Source organism: Pseudomonas entomophila (genome assembly GCF_018417595.1).
Lineage (GTDB): Bacteria > Pseudomonadota > Gammaproteobacteria > Pseudomonadales > Pseudomonadaceae > Aquipseudomonas > Aquipseudomonas entomophila_C.
In genome coordinates this window covers 1923914-1944379 of record NZ_CP070982.1, presented here as the reverse complement: position 1 = coordinate 1944379, position 20466 = coordinate 1923914, and the positions used below count along the sequence as shown (strand labels likewise).

The following is a 20466-nucleotide window of genomic DNA, read 5'->3' as shown; positions in this document are numbered from 1 at the left end:
CCCTGATGGATATCGGCACGATTCGCGGCCTGGGCACCGTCGTGGTGCTGGTGGCCTTCGTGGGCCTGGCGCTGTGGGTGTTCAGCCCGCGGCGCAAGCAGGAATTCGACGAGGCGACGCAATTGCCGTTCGCCGACGACCCCGAGGCCACCCGACACGTCGAGCAAGCACAAGCGTCTAGGAGCAAACAACAATGACAACCTTCTGGAGTCTGTACGTCACCGTCCTGACCCTGGGCACCATCTTCGCCTTGACCTGGCTGCTGCTGTCGACCCGCAAGGGCCAGCGCGAAGAGATCACCGACGAAGTCGTCGGCCACGCTTTCGACGGTATCGAGGAATACGACAACCCGCTACCGAAGTGGTGGTTCTGGCTGTTCGTCGGCACCGTCGTCTTCGCCCTCGGCTACCTGGTGCTGTACCCGGGCCTGGGCAACTGGAAAGGCGTGCTCCCCGGTTACGCATACGTGGACAACGACAAGAAGACCGAGTTTTCCAACGGCCAGGCCGGTTGGACCGGCGTGCACGAATGGGAGAAGGAGATGGCCAAGGCCGATGCCCGCTTCGGGCCGATCTTCGCCAAGTTCGCCGCCATGCCCGTCGAGGAGGTGGCCAAGGATCCGCAGGCACTGAAGATGGGCGCGCGCCTGTTCGCCTCCAACTGCTCGGTGTGCCACGGTTCCGATGCCCGCGGCGCCTACGGTTTCCCCAACCTGACCGACAACGATTGGCGCTGGGGCGGCGAGCCGGAGACCATCAAGACCACCATCATGAACGGTCGCCACGGCGTGATGCCGGGCTGGGCCACGGTGATCGGCGAGCAGGGCGTGGCGGACGTGGCGGCCTTCGTGCTGACCAACCTCGACGGCCGCAAGCTGCCCGAGGACGCCAAGGCCGACCCGGTCAAGGGCCAGCAGATCTTCGCCACCAACTGCGTGGCCTGCCATGGGCCTGAAGGCAAGGGCACCCCAGCCATGGGCGCGCCGAACCTCACGCACCCGCAGGCGTTCATCTACGGCTCGAGCTTCGCCCAGCTGCAACAGACCATCCGCTATGGTCGCCAGGGGCAGATGCCGGCCCAGGCGCAGATGCAGGGCAACGACAAGGTGCACCTGCTGGCCGCTTACGTGTACAGCCTGTCGCATCAGGCGGAGCCGGCCAAGACCGAGTAAGGCAGGCCAGGCCTCTGGCGGATGAATCCGCTCCTACAGGTTCAGCGCGATACCTGTAGGAGCGGATTCATCCGCGATGAGGCCAGCAAACTCAGCACAAGCTGACCTGAATCAATTGACACCCGCCATAACACGATTCACACCACCAACCCAACGCGACTAAAGGTCGCAGCGCGTCCCCGGCGCGCCATGACAGGCGTATCATGGGCCGCAGAGCGCTAGCAGCATGCGCAAGACCGCAGCCGGCACGCACTGGCTACGGCGTTTTTCCACTGCCGTGGGACTTGATGATGAGCAAGCAAATTCCGGTACATGACGTCACCCCGCCTGCCAACAAGGGAAAGGATTCCGTCGACCTCTACGCCTCGCGTGAAAAAATCTACACCCGCGCCTTCACCGGCATCTTCCGCAGGCTGCGGATGGTCGGCGGCGCGGTGCTGTTCCTGCTGTACTTCGGCACCGTCTGGCTGAACTGGGGCGGCCACCAGGCCGTCTGGTGGAACCTGCCCGAGCGCAAGTTCTACATCTTCGGCGCCACCATCTGGCCCCAGGACTTCATCCTGCTTTCGGGCATCCTGATCGTCGCCGCCTTCGGCCTGTTCTTCATCACCGTGTACGCCGGCCGGGTCTGGTGCGGCTACACCTGCCCGCAGAGCGTGTGGACCTGGGTGTTCATGTGGTGCGAGAAAGTCACCGAGGGTGACCGCAACCAGCGCATGAAGCTGGACAAGGCGCCCATGAGCGCGAACAAGTTCCTGCGCAAGCTGGCCAAGCACAGCCTGTGGCTGTTGATCGGTTTCGTCACCGGCATGACCTTCGTCGGCTATTTCTCGCCGATCCGTGAGCTGGCCATCGAGTTCTTCATCGGGCAGGCCGACGGCTGGGCCTATTTCTGGGTCGGTTTCTTCACCCTGGCCACCTACGGCAACGCCGGCTGGCTGCGCGAGCAGGTGTGCATCTACATGTGCCCGTATGCGCGCTTCCAGAGCGTGATGTTCGACAAGGACACCTTGATCGTCTCCTACGACCCACGCCGTGGCGAAACCCGCGGCCCGCGCAAGAAAGACATCGACTACAAGGCCAAGGGCCTGGGCGACTGCATCGACTGCACCATGTGCGTGCAGGTCTGCCCCACCGGCATCGACATCCGCGACGGCCTGCAGATCGAGTGCATCGGCTGCGCCGCCTGTATCGACGCCTGCGACAGCATCATGGACAAGATGAACTACCCCAAGGGGTTGATCAGCTACACCACCGAGCACAACCTGTCCGGGCAGAAAACCCACATGCTGCGCCCGCGCCTGATCGGCTACGCCCTGGTGCTGCTGGTGATGATCGGCGCCCTGGCCACCGCCTTCGCCACCCGCTCGCTGGTGGGCTTCGACGTGGCCAAGGACCGCGTGCTGTATCGCGAGAACGCGCAAGGGCGGATCGAGAACGTCTATAGCCTGAAAGTGATGAACAAGGACCAGCGCGACCACGTCTACGTGCTCGACGCCGCCGGCCTGCCCGACCTGCAGCTCGAAGGCCATCGCGAGATCCGTGTCGCTGCCGGCGACATCGTCAACTTGCCGGTGCAGCTGTCGGTCGCCCCGGAAAAGCTGCCCTCGACCACCAACGAAATCACCTTCATCCTCAAGGACGCCGACGACAGCGCCAGCCAGGTTGAAGCCAAGAGCCGTTTCATCGGCCCACAGATCCGCTGAGAGAGAAGACGAACAATGCCTGCCGCCACCGCCGCCAGCCCCTGGTACAAGCACCTCTGGCCCTGGATCATCATCGGTATCCTGGCCACCTCGGTGTGCCTGAGCCTGACCATGGTCAGCATCGCCGTGCGCAACCCGGACAACCTGGTCAACGACAACTACTACGAGGCCGGCAAGGGCATCAACCGCTCGCTGGACCGCGAGCTGCTGGCCCAGACCCTCAACCTCAAGGCCAGTGTGCACCTGGACGAACTGACCGGCGAAGTCGAGGTGCGCCTGACCGGCAACAGCAATCCGCAGGCCCTGGAACTGAACCTGATCTCGCCGACCCAGCCGGACAAGGACCGCAAGATCCAGTTGGCGCGCAGCGAGCCTGGGCGTTATGTCGGCCAGCTGGTCGACAAGGTCGAGGGGCGGCGCTTCGTCGAGCTGCTGGGCAGCCAGGACGATCACGTGTGGCGGTTGTTCGAGGAGGAGAAGGTCGAGCATGGCGTGACCTTGCAACTGGGGGATGAAGCGCTGCAAGGTGCCGAACGTCAGTAATGCCCTGTTGGCGGGGCTACCTCGCCAGCATTGAACCTTCTGTAGGAGCGGCTTCAGCCGCGATGCAGGCTACGCGGTATGTGCCCCCGCCTTGCGGGTGATCGCGGCTGAAGCCGCTCCTACAAGGCCCGCGCCAGCCAGAAGAGATGTCGATGACCCAACCCACCCCCTGCTACCACTGCGCCCTGCCCGTCCCCGCCGGCAGCCGCTTCACCGCCGTGGTCCTCGGCGAGCCCCGGCCGTTCTGCTGCCCTGGCTGCCAGGCGGTGGCCGAGTCCATCGTTGCCGGGGGCCTGGAGCACTACTACCAGCACCGCAGCGACACCAGCGCCAACCCCGAAGCCCTGCCCCGTCAGTTGCAGGACGAACTGGCGCTGTACGACCGCAGCGATGTGCAGCAGTCATTCGTGCGCCATGAGGGCGAACTGGCCGAAACCACCCTGATGGTCGAGGGCATCAGCTGCGCCGCCTGCGGCTGGCTGATCGAGAAACACCTGCGCAACTTGCCCGGCGTTGCCGAGGCGCGCCTGAACCTGTCCAACCACCGCCTGCTGGTCACCTGGGCCGACAACCAGTTGCCGTTGTCGAAACTGCTCGCCGAACTGCGCCAGATCGGCTATGCCGCCCACCCCTACCAGCCCGACCAGGCCGCCGAGCAACTGGCCCGGGAAAACCGCAGCGCCCTGCGCCGCCTCGGCGTGGCCGGGCTGCTGTGGTTCCAGGCGATGATGGCGACCATGGCCACCTGGCCGGAATTCAACATCGACCTGTCGCCCGAGCTGCACACCATCCTGCGCTGGGTCGCGCTGTTTCTCACCATCCCCATCGTGTTCTACAGCTGCGCGCCGTTCTTCAAGGGCGCCGCCCGCGACCTGCGCACCCGCCACCTGACCATGGACGTCTCGGTATCGCTGGCCATCGGCCTGGCCTTCTGCGCCGGGATCTGGACGGCGATCACCGGTAGCGGCGAGCTGTACTTCGACACCGTGGGCATGTTCGCGCTGTTCCTGCTCACCGGCCGCTACCTGGAGCGCCGCGCCCGCGAACGCACGGCAGCGGCTACCGCGCAACTGGTCAACCTGCTGCCCGCCTCGTGCCTGCGCCTGGACTCGGATGGCCAGGCCGAGCGCATCCTGCTGGGCGAGCTACGCTGTGGCGACCATGTGCAAGTGCTGCCCGGCGCGGTGATCCCGGCCGATGGCCGCATCCTCGAAGGACGCTCCAGCGTCGACGAGTCGCTGCTCACTGGCGAATACCTGCCCCTGCCGCGGCGAAGTGGCGACACGGTTACCGGTGGCACGCTCAACGTCGAGAGCACCCTGACCGTCGAAGTCCAGGCCCTGGGCCAGGACTCGCGCCTGTCGGCCATCGTCCGCCTGCTGGAACGGGCGCAACTGGAGAAGCCGCGCCTGGCCGAAATCGCCGACCGCGCCTCGCAGTGGTTCCTGCTGTTCAGCCTGGTGGCTGCGGCGATCATCGGCCTGGCCTGGTGGCAGCTGGATCCCTCGCGGGCGTTCTGGATCGTCCTGGCAATGCTGGTTGCCACCTGCCCTTGCGCCCTGTCGCTGGCCACCCCCACCGCCCTCACCGCCGCCACCGGCACCCTGCACAAGCTTGGCCTGCTGATTACCCGCGGTCATGTGCTGGAGGGCCTGAACCAGATCGACACGGTGATCTTCGACAAGACCGGCACCCTCACCGAAGGCCGTCTGGCCCTGCGCAGCATCCGCCCATTGGGGCGACTGGACAGCGACCAGTGCCTGGCGCTGGCCGCCGCCCTGGAAAACCGTTCCGAACACCCCATCGCCCGTGCCTTCGGCCGAACCGCCCGGCCCGCCGAAGACGTCAACGCCGTCCCCGGCCTGGGCCTGGAGGGCGAGATGGACGGCCAGCGCCTGCGCATCGGCCAGGCCACCTTCGTCTGTGCCCTGAGTGGTGCCGAGGTGCCCGCCGTGCCCGAGCCGCGCGGGCAATGGCTGCTGCTGGGTGATCGTCGCGGCCCGCTGGCCTGGTTCGGCCTCGACGACCGCCTGCGCGACGACGCCCTGGACTTGGTCGCTACCTGCAAGGCACGTGGCTGGCAGACCCTGCTGCTGTCCGGCGACAGCTCGCCAATGGTTAACGAGGTTGCCACCCAGCTGGGCATCGACACCGCCGTCGGCGGCCTGCGCCCGGACGACAAGCTGGCCCGCCTCAAAGCCCTGCAAACCGAGGGCCGCAAGGTGCTGATGCTGGGTGACGGGGTGAACGACGTGCCGGTGCTGGCCGCCGCCGACATCAGCATTGCCATGGGCAGCGCCACGGACCTGGCCAAAACCAGCGCCGACGCGGTGCTGCTGTCCAACCGCCTGCAGGCGCTGGCGCAGGCCTTTGACCTGGCCCGCCGCACCCGCCGCAACATTGTCGAGAACTTGCTCTGGGCGACGCTGTACAATGGCCTCATGCTGCCGTTCGCCGCCCTGGGCTGGATCACCCCGGTCTGGGCAGCGGTCGGCATGTCGGTCAGCTCGCTGATCGTCGTGCTCAATGCCCTGCGCCTGACCCGCCTGCCCGTGGGCGCGGGCAAGCCCGCGAACGAGGCGACCCAGCCCGGAAGGACCAACCTATGCCCGCCCTCTATGTGATGATCCCCGCCGCCCTGCTGCTGGTCGGCGTCGCCGTGTACATCTTCTTCTGGGCGGTGGACAGCGGCCAGTACGACGACCTCGAAGGCCCGGCCCACAGCATCCTGTTCGACGACCAGGACCCACGCCACCAGGCGGCCGCCAAACCGGAGCTGGAGCAGCCCGAAGACAAGGACCCCACCCCGCGTGCCTGACCTGATTCCCCTGCTCGGTTCGGCACTGGTGCTGGGCCTGTTGGGTGGCGGCCACTGCCTGGGCATGTGCGGCGGCCTGATGGGCGCCCTGACTCTCGCCATCCCCCCTGAACAACGCGGCCGCCGCCTGCGCCTGCTGCTGGCCTACAACCTCGGGCGCGTGCTCAGCTACGCCTGCGCCGGCCTGCTGCTGGGCGTGGCCGGCGTGGCCCTGGCCAGCAGTCCGCTGGCCATCGGCTTGCGGGTCGTCGCGGCGCTGTTGCTGATCAGCATGGGCCTGTACCTGGCGGGCTGGTGGAGCGGCCTGACCCGCATCGAAGCCCTCGGCCGCGGCCTGTGGCGGCATGTGCAGCCGCTCGCCACGCGGCTGCTGCCGGTGTCCAGCCTGCCGCGCGCCCTGTTGCTCGGCGCCCTGTGGGGCTGGCTGCCCTGCGGGCTGGTGTACAGCACCCTGCTGTGGGCGGCGAGCCAGGGCGATGCGCTGCGCAGCGCGGCGCTGATGCTGGCCTTCGGCGTGGGCACCTGGCCGGTGCTGCTGGCCACGGGGCTCGCAGCGGAGCGCGTGGGCGCCCTGTTGCGCAAGCGCGGCATACGCGTCACTGGCGGATTGCTCGTGATCCTGTTTGGTCTGTGGACATTGCCAGGGCCGCATCAACACTGGTTGATGGGGCACTGATCGCGGGGCAAGCCCGCTCCCACGAGTTGACACGCGCTGGCGTGGGAGCGGGCTCGCCCCGCGATGGAGTCGCCAACTCACCTTGATACAAATCAACACGACTTCTTACATCCGCCCCTAGACTCCGGACACTGCAGCTCTATCCGGGGACTACCCACATGCTCGACGACCTACGCTGGGACGCCGACCTGATTCGTCGCTACGATCTGGCCGGGCCACGCTACACCTCCTATCCGACCGCCGTGCAGCTGCACGGTGAAGTGGGCTCGTTCGACCTGCTCCACGCCCTGCGTGAAAGCCGCCGCGCCACCCGCCCCCTGTCGCTGTACGTGCACGTGCCGTTCTGCGCCAACATCTGCTACTACTGCGCCTGCAACAAGGTCATCACCAAGGACCGCGCCCGCGCCGCGCCGTACCTGCAACGCCTGGAGCAGGAAATCCAGCTGATCGCCTGCCACCTGGACCCCAAGCAGCAGGTCGAGCAGCTGCACTTCGGCGGCGGCACCCCGACCTTCCTCAGCCATGTGGAACTGCGCCAGCTGATGGCGACCCTGCGCCAGCACTTCAACCTGCTGGACGACGACTCGGGCGACTATGGCATCGAGATCGACCCGCGCGAGGCCGACTGGTCGACCATGGGCCTGCTCCGCGAGCTGGGCTTCAACCGTGTCAGCCTTGGGGTGCAGGACCTCGACCCGGCCGTGCAGCGCGCGGTCAACCGCCTGCAGAGCCTGGAGCAGACCCGCACCCTGATCGAGGCTGCGCGGACCCTGCAGTTCCGCTCGATCAACCTGGACCTGATCTACGGCCTGCCCAAGCAGACCCCGGAAGGTTTCGCCCGCACCGTTGAGGAGGTCATCCGCCTGCAACCCGACCGCCTGTCGGTATTCAACTACGCCCACCTGCCCGAACGCTTCATGCCCCAGCGGCGCATCGACGGCAACGACCTGCCGGCACCGGCCGCCAAGCTGGAAATGCTCCACGCCACCATCGACCAGTTGACCGCGGCCGGCTACCGCTACATCGGCATGGACCACTTCGCCCTGCCCGACGACGAACTGGCCATCGCCCAGGAAGAAGGCACCCTGCAACGCAACTTCCAGGGCTACACCACCCACGGTCATTGCGACCTGATCGGCCTGGGCGTCTCGGCGATCAGCCAGATCGGCGACCTTTACTGCCAGAACAGCAGCGACCTGAACACCTACCAGGACAGCCTTTCCAGCGCCCAGCTGGCCACCCAGCGCGGCCTGCTGTGCAACCAGGACGACCGCCTGCGCCGGGCGGTGATCCAGCAGTTGATCTGCCACTTCGAACTGGACTTCGAACCTATCGAACAGGCCTTCACCATCGATTTTCGCGGGTATTTCAATGATCAGTGGCCGGAACTGCTGACCATGCAACGCGACGGGCTGATCAGCCTGGATAAAAAGGGCATCCGCGTTCTGCCGGCGGGACGCCTGCTGGTACGCTCGGTGTGCATGGTTTTCGATGGCTACCTGGCGCTGCACAATCGCCAGCGTTTTTCGCGGGTGATCTGAGGGTATTGAGTCGTTTCACCGCATGGACAGCCCGCCTTTCGAGGCACACTATGGACAGTTGAACGGTGCCGGAACACCCCTTCCGGCCCGCCGCTAGCGTGCACCAAAAATGCGCACACTGGCCTACAGCCCATGCCGCAGGTTATCCTTACGGCTTATGTGTGCTTTCCCACAAGGATCGAAAGAAATGTCCGAGCCAGTAAAACTGCGCCCACACAACCAGGCCCACTGCAAGGATTGCAGCCTGGCCCCCCTGTGCCTGCCCCTGTCCCTGAACCTGGAAGACATGGACGCACTGGATGAAATCGTCAAACGCGGCCGCCCGCTGAAGAAAGGCGAGTTCCTGTTCCGCCAGGGTGACAATTTCGGCTCGGTCTATGCGGTCCGCTCCGGCGCCCTGAAAACCTTCAGCCTCAGCGATGCGGGCGAAGAGCAGATCACCGGTTTCCACCTGCCCAGCGAACTGGTAGGCCTGTCCGGCATGGACACCGAGGCCTACCCGGTGTCGGCCCAGGCCCAGGAAACCACCTCGGTGTGTGAAATCCCCTTCGAGCGCCTCGACGAACTCTCGGTGCAGCTGCCACAGCTGCGTCGCCAACTGATGCGCGTCATGAGCCGCGAAATCCGCGACGACCAGCAGATGATGCTGCTGCTGTCGAAAAAGACCGCCGACGAGCGCATCGCCACCTTCCTGGTCAACCTGTCCGCACGCTTCCGCGCCCGTGGCTACTCGGCCAACCAGTTCCGCCTGAGCATGTCGCGCAACGAGATCGGCAACTATCTCGGCCTGGCCGTGGAAACCGTGTCCCGCGTGTTCACCCGCTTCCAGCAGAACGGCCTGCTCAAGGCCGAGGGCAAGGAAGTGCACATCCTCGACCCGATCCAGCTGTGCGCGCTGGCCGGTGGTGCACTCGAAGTCTGATCGCCCGGTGAACAGGGTATACTGGCGCCGAGTTTTTCCAGGATACCCGCCCATGCACAGCGACACCTTCGACCTCAAAGCCCTGATTCGCCCGGTAGTGGACTTCCCCAAGCCGGGCGTGATCTTCCGCGACATCACCCCGTTGTTCCAGTCGCCGCGCGGGCTGCGCTATGTCGCCGACCAGTTCATCGAGCGCTATGTCGAAGCCGACTTCACCCACATCGGCGCCATGGACGCGCGGGGCTTCCTGATCGGCTCGATCATCGCCCACCAGCTGAACAAGCCGCTGATCCTGTTCCGCAAGCAGGGCAAGCTGCCGGCCGATGTGCTGTCGGAGGGTTACCAGACCGAGTACGGCGAAGCCTTCCTGGAAGTGCACGCCGACAGCCTTTGCGACGGCGACTCGGTACTGATTTTCGATGACCTGATCGCCACCGGCGGCACCTTGCTGGCCGCGGCGAACCTGGTGCGCCGCACCGGTGCAAAAGTATTCGAAGCGGCGGCGATCATCGACCTGCCGGAGCTGGAAGGCTCGCGCCGGCTGCAGGCGGCCGGGGTACCGACCTTCTGCCTGACCGAGTTCTCCCTCAGCGAATACTGAGATCGACGTTAGAGTTGTAGCGCCTATCTGACCGAGCGCCGCGCGGGCGGCGCTCGATTTTATCGGCGCTGCAAAGGTTCCGGCGTGCACTTGGTGACCCTCACTCGGCCAATAATCCTCGCACCCAAAGACCTTGAAAGCGCTGAGTCTTACAACGAAATCGGCCTGCGCCCGGCAAACGCATGGGCCAGCGTCCCGCCATCCACCAGCTCCAACTCCCCACCCAACGGCACGCCATGGGCGATACGCGTGGCGGCCAGGCCCTTCTCGGCCAGCAGCTGGGCGATGTAGTGGGCGGTCGCCTCCCCTTCCACCGTCGGGTTGGTCGCCAGGATCACCTCGCTGAAGGTGCCCTGCTCTTCGATCCTGGCCATCAGTTGCGGAATACCGATAGCCTCCGGCCCCAGGCCGTCCAACGGCGAAAGATGCCCCTTGAGCACGAAGTAACGGCCGCGATAGCCGGTCTGCTCCACCGCATACACGTCCACCGGCCCCTCGACCACACAAAGTTGCGTGTCATCACGGCGCGGATCGGCGCACTGCGGGCACAGTTCCTGCTCGGTCAGCGTGCGGCACTGGCGGCAGTGGCCGACACCTTCCATGGCCTGGCTCAGGGCCTGGGCCAGGCGCGTGCCGCCACTGCGATCGCGCTCCAGCAGCTGCAGGGCCATGCGCTGGGCGGTTTTCTGGCCGACCCCGGGCAGGATGCGCAGGGCGTCGATCAGTTGGCGGATCAGGGGGCTGAAGCTCATGTGTGCAGGCCTGCCAATTCAGGAATCGGAATGAACAAGGGAGCAACGACCAGACAGTCGTTGCTCCCCATTTGAAGCAAGAGGCCGATCAGAACGGCATCTTGAAACCAGGTGGCAGTTGCATGCCGGCAGTCATGCTGCCCATCTTGTCCTGGCTGTTCTGCTCGATCTTGCGCACCGCATCGTTGAGCGCGGCAGCGATCAGGTCCTCGAGCACTTCCTTGTCGTCGGCGTCGGTCGACATCAGGCTCTGGTCGATGCTGACGCGCTTGACGTCATGGCGACCGGTCATCACCACGCTCACCAGGCCGCCACCGGACTGGCCGGTGACTTCGGCGTTGGCCAGCTCTTCCTGCATCTTCTGCATCTTTTCCTGCATCTGCTGGGCCTGCTTCATCAGGCCGGCCATGCCACCTTTCATCATGGGGGTATACCTCGATTGGGTCATGTGATGCGGCCCGGCACGGGGCGGGCCGCATGGTTATTCGTTCATTGCCCCGGGCTGGCCAGGGCATCCACAGGCTCAATAGTATCCTGCCTCACCGTCGCGCCGAACTGCCGGATCATCTGCTGGATGAGCGGGTCCTGCTCGATCGACAGCACGGCCTCGTGCTGGCGTTCCGCGCGCTTGCGCGCGGCGGCCTGGGCCGGCGTCTCCTGCTCCGGGCGGATCAGCTCGATCTTCAGGCGGATCTCACGCCCGAGCTGCTGGTTGAGCGCCTCGTTGAGGCGGCGCTGTTGCGTGCTGTTGAACAGCGCGCCTTGCCCGGGGTCCAGGTGCAGCAGCCAGTCGTCGCCGTCGGCGGCGATCAGCGTGCAATTCGCGGCGATGTTGCCTGTCATACCGGAGACAGGCAACTGTGGGAATAATTCCAGCCATTGCAGGGCCAGGCCGGTGGCCGGCTTGGATGCGGGCAGGGGCTCCGGGGCTTTGACCGGCTTTTCTTCCTGTACATGCTCGGCCAGCTCGTCCAGGTAGCTGAAGCCTGCCGGGTCGCTGTCCGCAACGTAGTAATCCTCGTCCATCGGCGGCTCGTCGTCACGATCCATGCCGACCGCGCCATAGGCAGCCGGATCGAACGGTGGCTCGTCGTAGCCGGGCGGGCTGGCGATGGGCTCGGCGGCTGGCGCCTGGATGACTTGCGGTTGTGGCTCGACGGCCGGAGGCGCGGAAGGTTCTTCCCACGGCAGGTCGACCACCTCCTCGACCAGTTGCGGCTCGGGCACCGGCTCAGGTGCTACCGCAGGAGCAGCCTGCGCTACAGGCTCAACGACCGGCTCAGGCTGACGCTCGACCGGCGCAGGGGCTTGTTCGGCGACTTGGGCGACTTGGGCGACGGGGCTGGCAACGGGCGCCTCGACAGCCACGGCCGCTGCTGCCACCGGTTGGGCCGGATCAGCTGTGGCCTGGCTGATCCCCACCGGCTTTAGTACCGGTTTCGGCGCATCATCGCTATCGGCCGGGCGGAACGCCAGCATGCGTAGCAGCACCATCTCGAAGCCGCCGCGCGGGTCGGGTGCCAGCGGCAGGTCGCGACGGCCGATCAGGCCCATCTGATAGTAGAACTGCACGTCCTCAGCCGGCAGCGCCTGGGCCAGGGCCAGCACGCGATCGCGGTCGCCCTGGCCGTTGTCGACGGCTTCGGGCAACGCCTGGGCGATGGCTACGCGGTGCAGCACGTTGAGCATTTCCGAGAGCACGCCGTTCCAGTCCGGCCCTTGCTCGGCCAGGCCGCGAACTGCTTCCAGGAGCGCCCGGGCATCGCCCTCCAGCAGCGCCTGCAGCACGCCATAGACCTGCCCGTGGTCGAGCGTACCGAGCATCGCCCGCACATCGGCGGCAAGCACCTTGCCTTCACCGAAGGCGATGGCCTGGTCGGTCAGGCTCATGGCGTCGCGCATGGAGCCATCGGCGGCACGCCCGAGCAGCCACAGGGCATCGTCCTCGAACGGCACGTTCTCGGCGCCCAGCACGTGACTGAGGTGCTCGACCACCCGCTCCGGGCTCATGTTCTTCAGCGAGAACTGCAGGCAGCGCGACAGGATGGTCGCCGGCAGCTTCTGCGGGTCGGTGGTGGCGAGGATGAACTTGACGTAGGGCGGCGGCTCTTCCAGCGTCTTGAGCAAGGCGTTGAACGAGTGCGTGGAGAGCATGTGCACTTCGTCGATCAGGTAGACCTTGAAGCGCCCGCGGCTCGGTGCGTACTGCACGTTGTCGAGCAGTTCGCGGGTGTCCTCGACCTTGGTGCGGCTGGCGGCGTCGATCTCGATCAGGTCGACGAAGCGCCCCTCGTCGATCTCCCGGCACACCGAGCAGGTGCCGCAGGGTGTCGAGGTGATACCGGTCTCGCAGTTCAGGCACTTGGCGATGATCCGCGCGATGGTGGTCTTGCCCACCCCACGAGTACCGGTGAACAGGTAGGCGTGGTGCAGGCGCTGGTTGTCCAGGGCGTTGATCAAAGCCTTGAGCACATGGGTCTGGCCGACCATTTCGCGGAACGAGCGCGGACGCCATTTACGTGCAAGAACCTGATAACTCATCAAAAAACCATCGTGACCGGAGCGGGCGGAAAGAGCGCTAATGCTAGCGGAGCGGGGCCGAAATTGCACCCTGCCGATCTCGTCTAAGCTCAGTGACGGGCACACGAGCGGACAGATCAGGGAGGATGCGACGTGCGCCGAGTCCTGGCCTTGCTGTTGTTGTGGACCACTCAAAGCCTGGCCGAGCAGCCGGTGCTGCGCTTCTCCATCGCCGAAAGCTGGAGCATGCCGCTGATGCGCACCGAGCAAGAACAACCGGTGGAGGGCATCCTGTTCGACCTGATCCAGGCCCTGGCCCGCGAGGTAGGCGCACGCCCGCAGTACCACGTGATGGCCCGCCTGCGCCTGCAGGAGGCCATGCAAAATGGCGATATCGACGTGCGCTGCTACGTCTCCCCACAGTGGCTGAGCGACCGCCCAGGCGACTACCTGTGGAGCGTCCCGCTCATCGAGCAGCGCGACTTGCTGGTCGGCCGTGCCGGCGACAGTGGCCCGGCCAGCCCTGATGAGCTGTCGCCCCAGGCCATCGGCACCGTGCTTGGCTACACCTACCCTACCCTCGAACCGCTGTTCAGCAGCGGCCGCCTGCAACGCGAGGACAGCCGCAACCAGCTGCTGGCCCTGCAAAAGCTCCAGGCCGGGCGCTATCGGCATGCCGTGAGCAATCAGCTGTCGCTGCAGTGGTTCAATCGCCAGCTGCCGGCAGCGCAGCGCCTGCATGGCCTGGCCGTGCTGCAGGAGCAGGCGCTGGGCTGCATGGTGCGCAACGACCCGGCGCTGCCAACCCAGGCGCTGCTCAGAGCCTTGGTGCGACTGAAGCAATCCGGGGAGATCGAGCGGATCATTCAGCGCTATACCGATGAGCGCTCACAAGGGCACCTGGCCGAGGGCGACGGAAACTAGCCTGTCACCCGGGCCACGCCGAGCGCGGCCATGTACAGGCCAAAGCCAAACACACTGTGCGTGGCCAGGCTGCGCAGGCAGCTCTTCAGCGGCGCGGGCGTTTTTGCCGCAAAGTAACCCGCCCCCAATGCCGGCTGGACCACGCACAGCGGTACCAGCACCGAGACGATCCCGAACAGCAGCGCCGGCCAGAGCGTCGGATCGAGCAGCCACCCCTGCCCGGCCATCCCGATCAACAGCCCGGCGAACGACAGCCCGGTGGCATAGTGGATCAGCCAGCCCCACATCAACTCACCCTCGACCGGGGCCGCCTTGATGATTGCCGGGTGCCGCCAACGCCCCTCGAACAGATGCCCCGCCCAACGTCCGATCATGGCGTAATTCAAGGTGGTGACACCCAGGCGCCGGAGCACGAGCGTCCACAGGTCCATGATCAGCGTGGCACCTATGCCGATCGACAGGATGGAGAGAGTCAGGGGAATGGTGGTCATGGCGAATACCCTTGGCGGATTGACGGAAAAGTCCATGCCGCGCAGCATGCAAGTTGAAGTCAACTTCAAGTCAAGGAGTCAGGCATGGACATCGCCGATGTCGCCAGGCGCACTGGAGTGCCAGCCTCCACGCTGCGCTACTACGCCAGCAAGGGCTTGCTCAGGTCGCTGTCGGTGCGTGGCCAGCGCCGGCAGTTCCCCGCCGACACACCGGAGCGCCTGGCATTGATCGCCCTGGGCCAGGCGGCCGGTTTTTCGTTGGACGAGGTGGCGGCGATGCTGGTGGAGCAGCAAGTCGACCGGCAGATGTTGCTGGCCAAGGCCGACGAGATCGACCGGCGAGTGAGGCGCCTGCAGGCAATGAGCAAGGGGTTGCGCCATGCCGCGGCGTGCCCGGAGGAAAACCACCTGCAGTGCCCGACATTCCAGCGCTTGATGCAGGTGTCGGCCAGCCAGGGCAAACGACGCCAACAGCGGTAGGAGCCGGCCTTGCCGGATCCTGCATCAATGACCGTGTAGCTCGCGGAACGGCTGGCCCTTGTGGTAATTGACCCACTCTTCCACATCGAACGGCAGGTACAGCTGCCGGCGCGCCCGCGACAATGCGATATACACGGCGCAGATCCGTGCATCGAAGGCGTAGGCATCCTTGAAGCGTTCAGTGGCCATCAGCTCCGGCGTGAGCAGCACACGGTCGAACTCGAGCCCCCCGGCCTGCTCCGCCATCATCAAGGTGAGGCTGGCGTGATGATCGGCCACGCGCGCGGCGAGCACGGTCAGGTCGGCCAGCTTGTAACCGGCTTCAAGCCGCGCCTCGACCCAGCGGAAGGAGGCATCGAAGCGTTCCGCCTCACGCACTTGCTGCCAGTCAAGCAGATGAGCGAAGTACGGATGCGCGCCCTCGGCATCCTGCCCGGGAGCATAGAACCCTGCCCTGAACAGGCCTACCGCCGTGGTCATGAAGCGGCGCATGTCTGCCCAGTCGGGAAACTTCAGCAGGCAGTTCGACTCGGCCATCTCCATCGCCCAACGCATGCTGTCCCAGCGCGAGGCGGTCAACACCACACACCCCTCGGGCGGGACAAAACCCTCGGGGTAGTGCTCGATGCCCACATCCACACTGCGCGCCGCCTCGAAAGCAACCTTCGACTTCTGCGAGTGCATGCCGATCAAAGGGTTGATCAAGCGCTCGACCTTGGGCCCGGAACGCACGGCGAAAGCGATGTCCTTCTGGCGCACCTGGCGCTCGCGCCGCACCACCGCCCCCGAAGCCTTTTGGTACTCGTCGCCCAGGGTGATCAGCACCTGGCGGCCGCGCTCGATGACCTGCAACAGCGCGGCCGGCAGATCCTGGCTTTCATCGATGATGACGTGGCTGAAGCGCCCGGGCACGCTGCACCCGGCAAGGCTGGCGCGCTTGATCAGCAGCAACGCCTCGAACCCGCTCTGCGCCGCCCACGCCGGGTGCGCTTCGACATAGCGCCACAGGCGGCTGGCGTACTCGATCAGCACTTGTGTATCCAGGTTCGACAGCGCCTGGCGGAAGAACGGCAGATGCCGACTCGACAGGCTGTAATCCCGTGATTCGCAGTAGTTGTGCAGCACTTCCAGGCAGATCTCGAAGGTATGCTCGGCGTCGTACTGGCGCACACCGAGGATCCCCAGCTCCTCGGCCAGCCTGCGCTTGCCCGGCCCTCGAGCGGTCGCCCTGGCAGGCGCTGGCCCGCGATCCCTGAGCAGCGCCTGGGCAAACTGGCCAAAGGTCATGCCGACCTTCGCCTGCGCGTCCAGGCCCATGCGCTGGCGCAGCGTCGCCAGCTTGGCCGGGGTACGCGCCAGGGGCAGCACCCGGCCGCGCGGCAGACAATCCATGAGCGCGCCCAGCAGGTAACTCTTGCCGATGCCGGCATAGCCCTGAACGTGCAGGTCTTCGTCGAGGTTGGCGCGTACGACCTTGAGCAGCTTGTCCTGTTCGACCGTCAGCCAGCGCTCCTTGTCGAAGCCGGTGACCACTTGCTGGCTAAAGGGGTTGTCCTGAAGGTGCCGACGAATGCGGTAGTCGAAGTCCCATTTGCCATCGGCCAGCAGGTATTCCCGGCCTTTCACGTCTTGCGCATCGAGCAGGTGAAGTTTCGACCCCTTGATCACCTCGAGCCCAAAGTACAACTTGCGCGCATCGAACAATCGATGCGCCTCAGACAACAACCCGACTTCGCCAGCGTGGGAGCCGTCGACAGCCCACGCCAGCAACTTGCCGAGGATTTTTTCCGCCGCCAGCGCATCGACCCTGCCCGAAGTCTGGGCCAGGTTCTGGATCACCAGCAGCGCAGCCAGCTCGGGGTCGCTCAATCCCTCGAGCACCGGCGCACCCTCGGCCTGCAGCAAGCCCTGGCAGCACTCTGCGGTGATCGGCAGGAACACCGGGCGGGAAAAGTCGAAGTGTTCAGGTTGCATCGTCGTTCGCGGTCCAGGTGCGGAGGATCATTCAGGGCTTGCCGGCATCGGGACCCTGCCCGATCACCAGCTCGAAGCGGTAAGTGCCCAGCGAGCCCGACATTTCACCCGGATAGGTGGCGCCAGGCGCCTGTTCGTCCAGGGCACTGTCGAGTTCGTGCAGCGCCAGTTCCAACAACTTGCGAAGGTCACGTGCATTGCCCGCCGATACGTTCACCTGCAGCGCCAGCGCCGGTCTTGCCTCGGCGGGAGGCGGTGCAGCCTCGCCCAGGATGCGCTCATGCTCCTCTTCCATCTGGTCGAGCACTTGCGAAAGCTCGAGCACCCGCTCGGGCTGGGCGATCATCTGGTCCTTGATCTCCAGGCGGCGCAGCTGCCATTCCCGGATCTTGTGACGGGTAATCTCGTCGACATGTTCCACGGTCGCTCTCTCCTGGCCGAACGGACTGACACGATGAGTGCATGATAAGGCGCCGCGCAGGATTGTGCAGGCGTAAAGGCGTGTATGGATGTGAAGGCGGGGATGAAACGAGGGCGGGAAAGAAAAATCCTGCGCCTGAAATGGAGGCGGCCCCACCAGCCACACCCCGGCACTCGATGTTCCCGCTATGGCTGCTCCCTTCCGGGCCTGACCAGGTTAACGGGTAATCAATGCGGGGGGACCGATGGGGCCACCACGACGGCTCGCCATGTGACGAGCCGCGCCATTGTACAGCGCCGGGAAGAAGTTACAACCTTTGAGCGAGAAAAAACCATCATTTCTCAAGGACTTGTGGGCATGACGCAATAGCGGCGTCGGCCCGAACCTTGTAGGAGCGGCTTCAGCCGCGAAACAGGCGCCGCGTAGCCTGGCACCCGCGTCGCGAGTGATCGCGGCTGAAGCCGCTCCTACACCTGTCAGCAGGTCAGGGTCAGAGGGTGATGCCCTGCTCGGCCATGAAGGCCACGAACTGCTCTTCGTCCAGCACCTTGACCCCCAGCTCATTGGCCTTGGCCAGCTTGGAACCTGCGCCCGGCCCGGCGACCACGCAGTGGGTCTTGCCGGACACCGACCCGGCCACCTTGGCGCCCAGGATTTCCAGCTTCTCTTTGGCGACATCGCGGCTCATGCGCTCCAGAGTTCCGGTCAGCACCCAGGTCTGGCCGGCCAGGGGCAGGCCTTCGGCGGACTTCTTCTCGCAGGACCAGTGCATGCCGAAGTCCAGCAACTGGGCCTCGATGGCACGGGCCAACAGCTGGTTGGCCTCGTCCCTGAAGAACTCGCGCACGCCTTCTGCCTGCTTGGTATTCAAGGCCTGGCGCAGGTCGATGCCATCGGCGGCGATGATCTTGTCCAGGGTGCCCAGCTTGTCCACCAGCTTTTCCGCACCGGTGGGGCCGACCGAGGGAATGTCGAGCTTGGCCAACATGCCGGCGAGCGTGGTGCTGGCGGCGAACTCGGCGCCCAGCTCACCCTCCTCCTGCAACTGCATGCCACTGGCCAGCAATTGCGCGATGACGTCGCGGTTGTGCGCGTCCTCGAAGAAGTTGTGGATCTCGTGGGCGACCTCCAGGCCGATGTCCGGCAGGTAGGTGAGCACCTGCGGCAGCGCCACCTGCACCCGCGCCAGGCTGCCCAGCGAGCGGGCCAGCACCTTGGCGGTCTCCTCGCCCACGTCAGGGATGCCGAGGGCATAGATGAAGCGCGCCAGGCTCGGCCGCTTGCTGGCCTCGATGGCCTCCAGCAGCTTGCGGCTGGACACCTCGGCGAAACCTTCGAGCGCGACCACCTGCTCGAATTCGAGCGTGTAAAGATCAGCTGGCGAACGGATCAGGCCTTCATCGACCAACTGTTCGACACTCTTCTCGCCCAGCCCGTCGATGTCCATGGCGCGACGCGACACATAATGAATGATCGCCTGCTTGAGCTGAGCGGCGCAGCTCAGGCGACCGACACAGCGATACACAGCACCCTCGCTGATGGTTTCCTTGCCCTTGCTACGCTTGACCAGCTGCGTGCGCTCGACCTGCGAGCCACATACCGGGCATTCGGTGGGTACTGCTACCGGGCGGGCATTTTCCGGACGGCGGTCGAGCACCACCTGCATCACCTGCGGAATCACATCGCCGGCGCGGCGGATGATCACCGTATCGCCGATGCGCAAACCCAGACGTGCGATCTCATCCATGTTGTGCAAGGTGGCGTTGGAGACCATCACACCCGCCACCTTGACCGGCTTGAGACGCGCCACGGGCGTGACCGCGCCAGTGCGGCCGACCTGGAACTCGACGTCGAGCACTTCAGTGAGCTCTTCCATGGCCGGGAACTTGTGGGCGATCGCCCAGCGTGGCTCGCGGGCGCGAAAACCCAGCTCGCGCTGCGACGCCAGGCTGTTGACCTTGAACACCACGCCGTCGATCTCATAGGGCAGGTCGTTGCGGCGCGCCCCGATATCACGGTAGTAAGCCAGGCATTCTTCGATGCCGGCAGCGTGCCTGAGCTCGCGACTGATCGGCAGGCCCCAGGTCCTGAGCTTTTCAAGGATGCCGATATGGCTATCACCGAACGGCTCGGACACCTGGCCCACGCCATAGCAGCAGAACTCCAGCGGACGGCTGGCGGTGATTTTCGAATCCAGCTGGCGCAGGCTGCCAGCCGCGGCATTGCGCGGGTTGGCGAAGGTCTTGCCGCCAGCTTCGGCCTGGGCTGCGTTGAGCCGATCGAAACCGGCCTTGCTCATGTACACCTCGCCACGCACTTCCAATACGGCGGGCCAGCCCTCGCCCTGCAACTTGAGCGGGATGTTGCGCACGGTGCGTACGTTGGCGCTGATGTCCTCACCCGTGGTGCCATCACCCCGCGTGGCGCCCTGCACCAGTTGGCCATCGCGGTAAAGCAGGCTCACCGCCAGGCCATCGAGCTTGGGTTCGCAACTGTAGTCCACCGCAGCCTTCGCGGCGAACAGGTCGCCGCCCGGCAGGTCCAGGCCCTCGACCACGCGACGGTCGAAATCGCGCAGGTCGTCCTCCTCGAAAGCGTTGCCCAGGCTGAGCATCGGAACTTCGTGGCGCACCTGGCTGAACGCTGCCAGCGCCGCGCCGCCGACACGCTGGGTCGGCGAATCGGCAGTCACCAGGTGCGGGTGCTCAGCCTCCAGCGCCTTGAGCTCGTTGAACAGGCGATCGTACTCGGCGTCGGGCACGCTGGGCTCGTCGAGCACGTAGTAGCGATAGTTGTGCTGGTCGAGTTCGGCGCGCAATGCATGGATTCGGGATTCGGCGTTCATTCTTCGTCTTCTCTTGCAAAGCAAAAGAGCAGCCCCAGGCTGCTCTTTTGCTTGAATCATCGCGGCGTAGGCCGAGGCAAG

19 protein-coding genes and 1 other RNA gene are annotated in these 20466 nt (G+C 65.4%); 12 read left to right on the top strand and 8 right to left on the bottom strand.

Translation table 11 applies throughout. From position 1 onward, the window contains the following. Positions 1–5: 5 nt before the first annotated feature. The 10 genes from JYG34_RS08585 to JYG34_RS08540 all read left to right on the top strand — a co-directional run bounded on the left by JYG34_RS08585 (position 6) and on the right by JYG34_RS08540 (position 9978). Positions 6–197: a CcoQ/FixQ family Cbb3-type cytochrome c oxidase assembly chaperone gene (locus JYG34_RS08585; RefSeq protein ID WP_011533052.1), complete on the top strand. Its 192-nt coding sequence runs from the start codon at positions 6–8 to the stop codon at positions 195–197. Then, positions 194–1171 carry a cytochrome-c oxidase, cbb3-type subunit III gene (gene ccoP / locus JYG34_RS08580; protein ID WP_213660300.1) on the top strand — a complete coding sequence of 326 codons (978 nt, stop codon included), beginning with the start codon at positions 194–196 and terminating at the stop codon, positions 1169–1171. The genes JYG34_RS08585 and ccoP overlap by 4 nt, the downstream gene beginning before the upstream one ends. 290 nt (positions 1172–1461) lie before the next feature. Then, positions 1462–2877: a cytochrome c oxidase accessory protein CcoG gene (ccoG, locus tag JYG34_RS08575; RefSeq protein WP_213660299.1), complete on the top strand. Its 1416-nt coding sequence runs from the start codon at positions 1462–1464 to the stop codon at positions 2875–2877. Positions 2878–2892: 15 nt separating this feature from the next. Next, entirely contained in the window at positions 2893–3420 is a 528-nt protein-coding gene (locus JYG34_RS08570; RefSeq protein ID WP_213660298.1) for a FixH family protein, read from the top strand. A gap of 152 nt (positions 3421–3572) precedes the next feature. Next, positions 3573–6044, top strand: coding sequence for a heavy metal translocating P-type ATPase (locus tag JYG34_RS08565; RefSeq protein ID WP_213660297.1), 2472 nt, complete (start codon positions 3573–3575; stop codon positions 6042–6044). Beyond that, positions 6026–6238: a cbb3-type cytochrome oxidase assembly protein CcoS gene (gene ccoS, locus JYG34_RS08560; RefSeq protein ID WP_213660296.1), complete on the top strand. Its 213-nt coding sequence runs from the start codon at positions 6026–6028 to the stop codon at positions 6236–6238. Before JYG34_RS08565 ends, ccoS begins: the two co-directional genes overlap by 19 nt. Then, positions 6231–6914, top strand: a complete 684-nt coding sequence (locus JYG34_RS08555) for a sulfite exporter TauE/SafE family protein (protein ID WP_213660295.1) — start codon at positions 6231–6233, stop codon at positions 6912–6914. The genes ccoS and JYG34_RS08555 overlap by 8 nt, the downstream gene beginning before the upstream one ends. Positions 6915–7072: 158 nt before the next feature. Next, on the top strand, positions 7073–8455 hold the full coding sequence (hemN, locus tag JYG34_RS08550) for an oxygen-independent coproporphyrinogen III oxidase (protein WP_213660294.1): 1383 nt from the start codon (positions 7073–7075) through the stop codon (positions 8453–8455). Between the two features lie 187 nt (positions 8456–8642). Then, complete coding sequence (gene fnrA / locus JYG34_RS08545) at positions 8643–9377, top strand: Crp/Fnr family transcriptional regulator FnrA (RefSeq protein ID WP_186715618.1); 735 nt, start codon at positions 8643–8645, stop codon at positions 9375–9377. A gap of 52 nt (positions 9378–9429) precedes the next feature. Continuing rightward, positions 9430–9978, top strand: coding sequence for an adenine phosphoribosyltransferase (locus JYG34_RS08540; RefSeq protein ID WP_213660293.1), 549 nt, complete (start codon positions 9430–9432; stop codon positions 9976–9978). Positions 9979–10127: 149 nt separating this feature from the next. Here the strand turns inward: JYG34_RS08540 and recR are convergent, their stop codons facing one another. From recR to dnaX, 3 genes are all read right to left on the bottom strand, one after another. Continuing rightward, entirely contained in the window at positions 10128–10730 is a 603-nt protein-coding gene (recR, locus tag JYG34_RS08535; protein ID WP_213660292.1) for a recombination mediator RecR, read from the bottom strand. 88 nt (positions 10731–10818) lie between these two features. Next, on the bottom strand, positions 10819–11154 hold the full coding sequence (locus tag JYG34_RS08530) for a YbaB/EbfC family nucleoid-associated protein (RefSeq protein WP_011533041.1): 336 nt from the start codon (positions 11152–11154) through the stop codon (positions 10819–10821). A 65-nt stretch (positions 11155–11219) separates the two neighbouring features. Then, complete coding sequence (gene dnaX / locus JYG34_RS08525; RefSeq protein WP_213660291.1) at positions 11220–13271, bottom strand: DNA polymerase III subunit gamma/tau; 2052 nt, start codon at positions 13269–13271, stop codon at positions 11220–11222. Between the two features lie 132 nt (positions 13272–13403). Here dnaX and JYG34_RS08520 point away from each other — a divergent pair, with 132 nt between their 5' ends. Next, complete coding sequence (locus JYG34_RS08520; protein WP_213660290.1) at positions 13404–14174, top strand: substrate-binding periplasmic protein; 771 nt, start codon at positions 13404–13406, stop codon at positions 14172–14174. Here the strand turns inward: JYG34_RS08520 and JYG34_RS08515 are convergent. Continuing rightward, on the bottom strand, positions 14171–14665 hold the full coding sequence (locus JYG34_RS08515) for a DUF2938 domain-containing protein (RefSeq protein WP_213660289.1): 495 nt from the start codon (positions 14663–14665) through the stop codon (positions 14171–14173). The genes JYG34_RS08520 and JYG34_RS08515 overlap by 4 nt on opposite strands. 84 nt (positions 14666–14749) lie before the next feature. On the opposite strand from JYG34_RS08515, the gene JYG34_RS08510 reads away from it, so the two are divergent. Next, a complete protein-coding gene (locus JYG34_RS08510) occupies positions 14750–15145 on the top strand; it encodes a helix-turn-helix domain-containing protein (protein WP_213660288.1) in 396 nt (131 codons plus the stop codon). Between the two features lie 24 nt (positions 15146–15169). On the opposite strand, the gene JYG34_RS08505 is transcribed toward JYG34_RS08510, so the two are convergent. The 4 genes from JYG34_RS08505 to ligA form a co-directional block, all read right to left on the bottom strand. Continuing rightward, entirely contained in the window at positions 15170–17119 is a 1950-nt protein-coding gene (locus JYG34_RS08505; RefSeq protein WP_213660287.1) for a hypothetical protein, read from the bottom strand. 31 nt (positions 17120–17150) lie between these two features. Further along, a complete protein-coding gene (locus JYG34_RS08500) occupies positions 17151–17540 on the bottom strand; it encodes a hypothetical protein (RefSeq protein WP_213660286.1) in 390 nt (129 codons plus the stop codon). A gap of 150 nt (positions 17541–17690) precedes the next feature. Continuing rightward, positions 17691–17787: signal recognition particle sRNA small type (ffs, locus tag JYG34_RS08495), an RNA gene on the bottom strand. Positions 17788–18030: 243 nt separating this feature from the next. Further along, entirely contained in the window at positions 18031–20385 is a 2355-nt protein-coding gene (ligA, locus tag JYG34_RS08490) for an NAD-dependent DNA ligase LigA (protein ID WP_213660285.1), read from the bottom strand. Between the last annotated feature and the right edge of the window lie 81 nt (positions 20386–20466).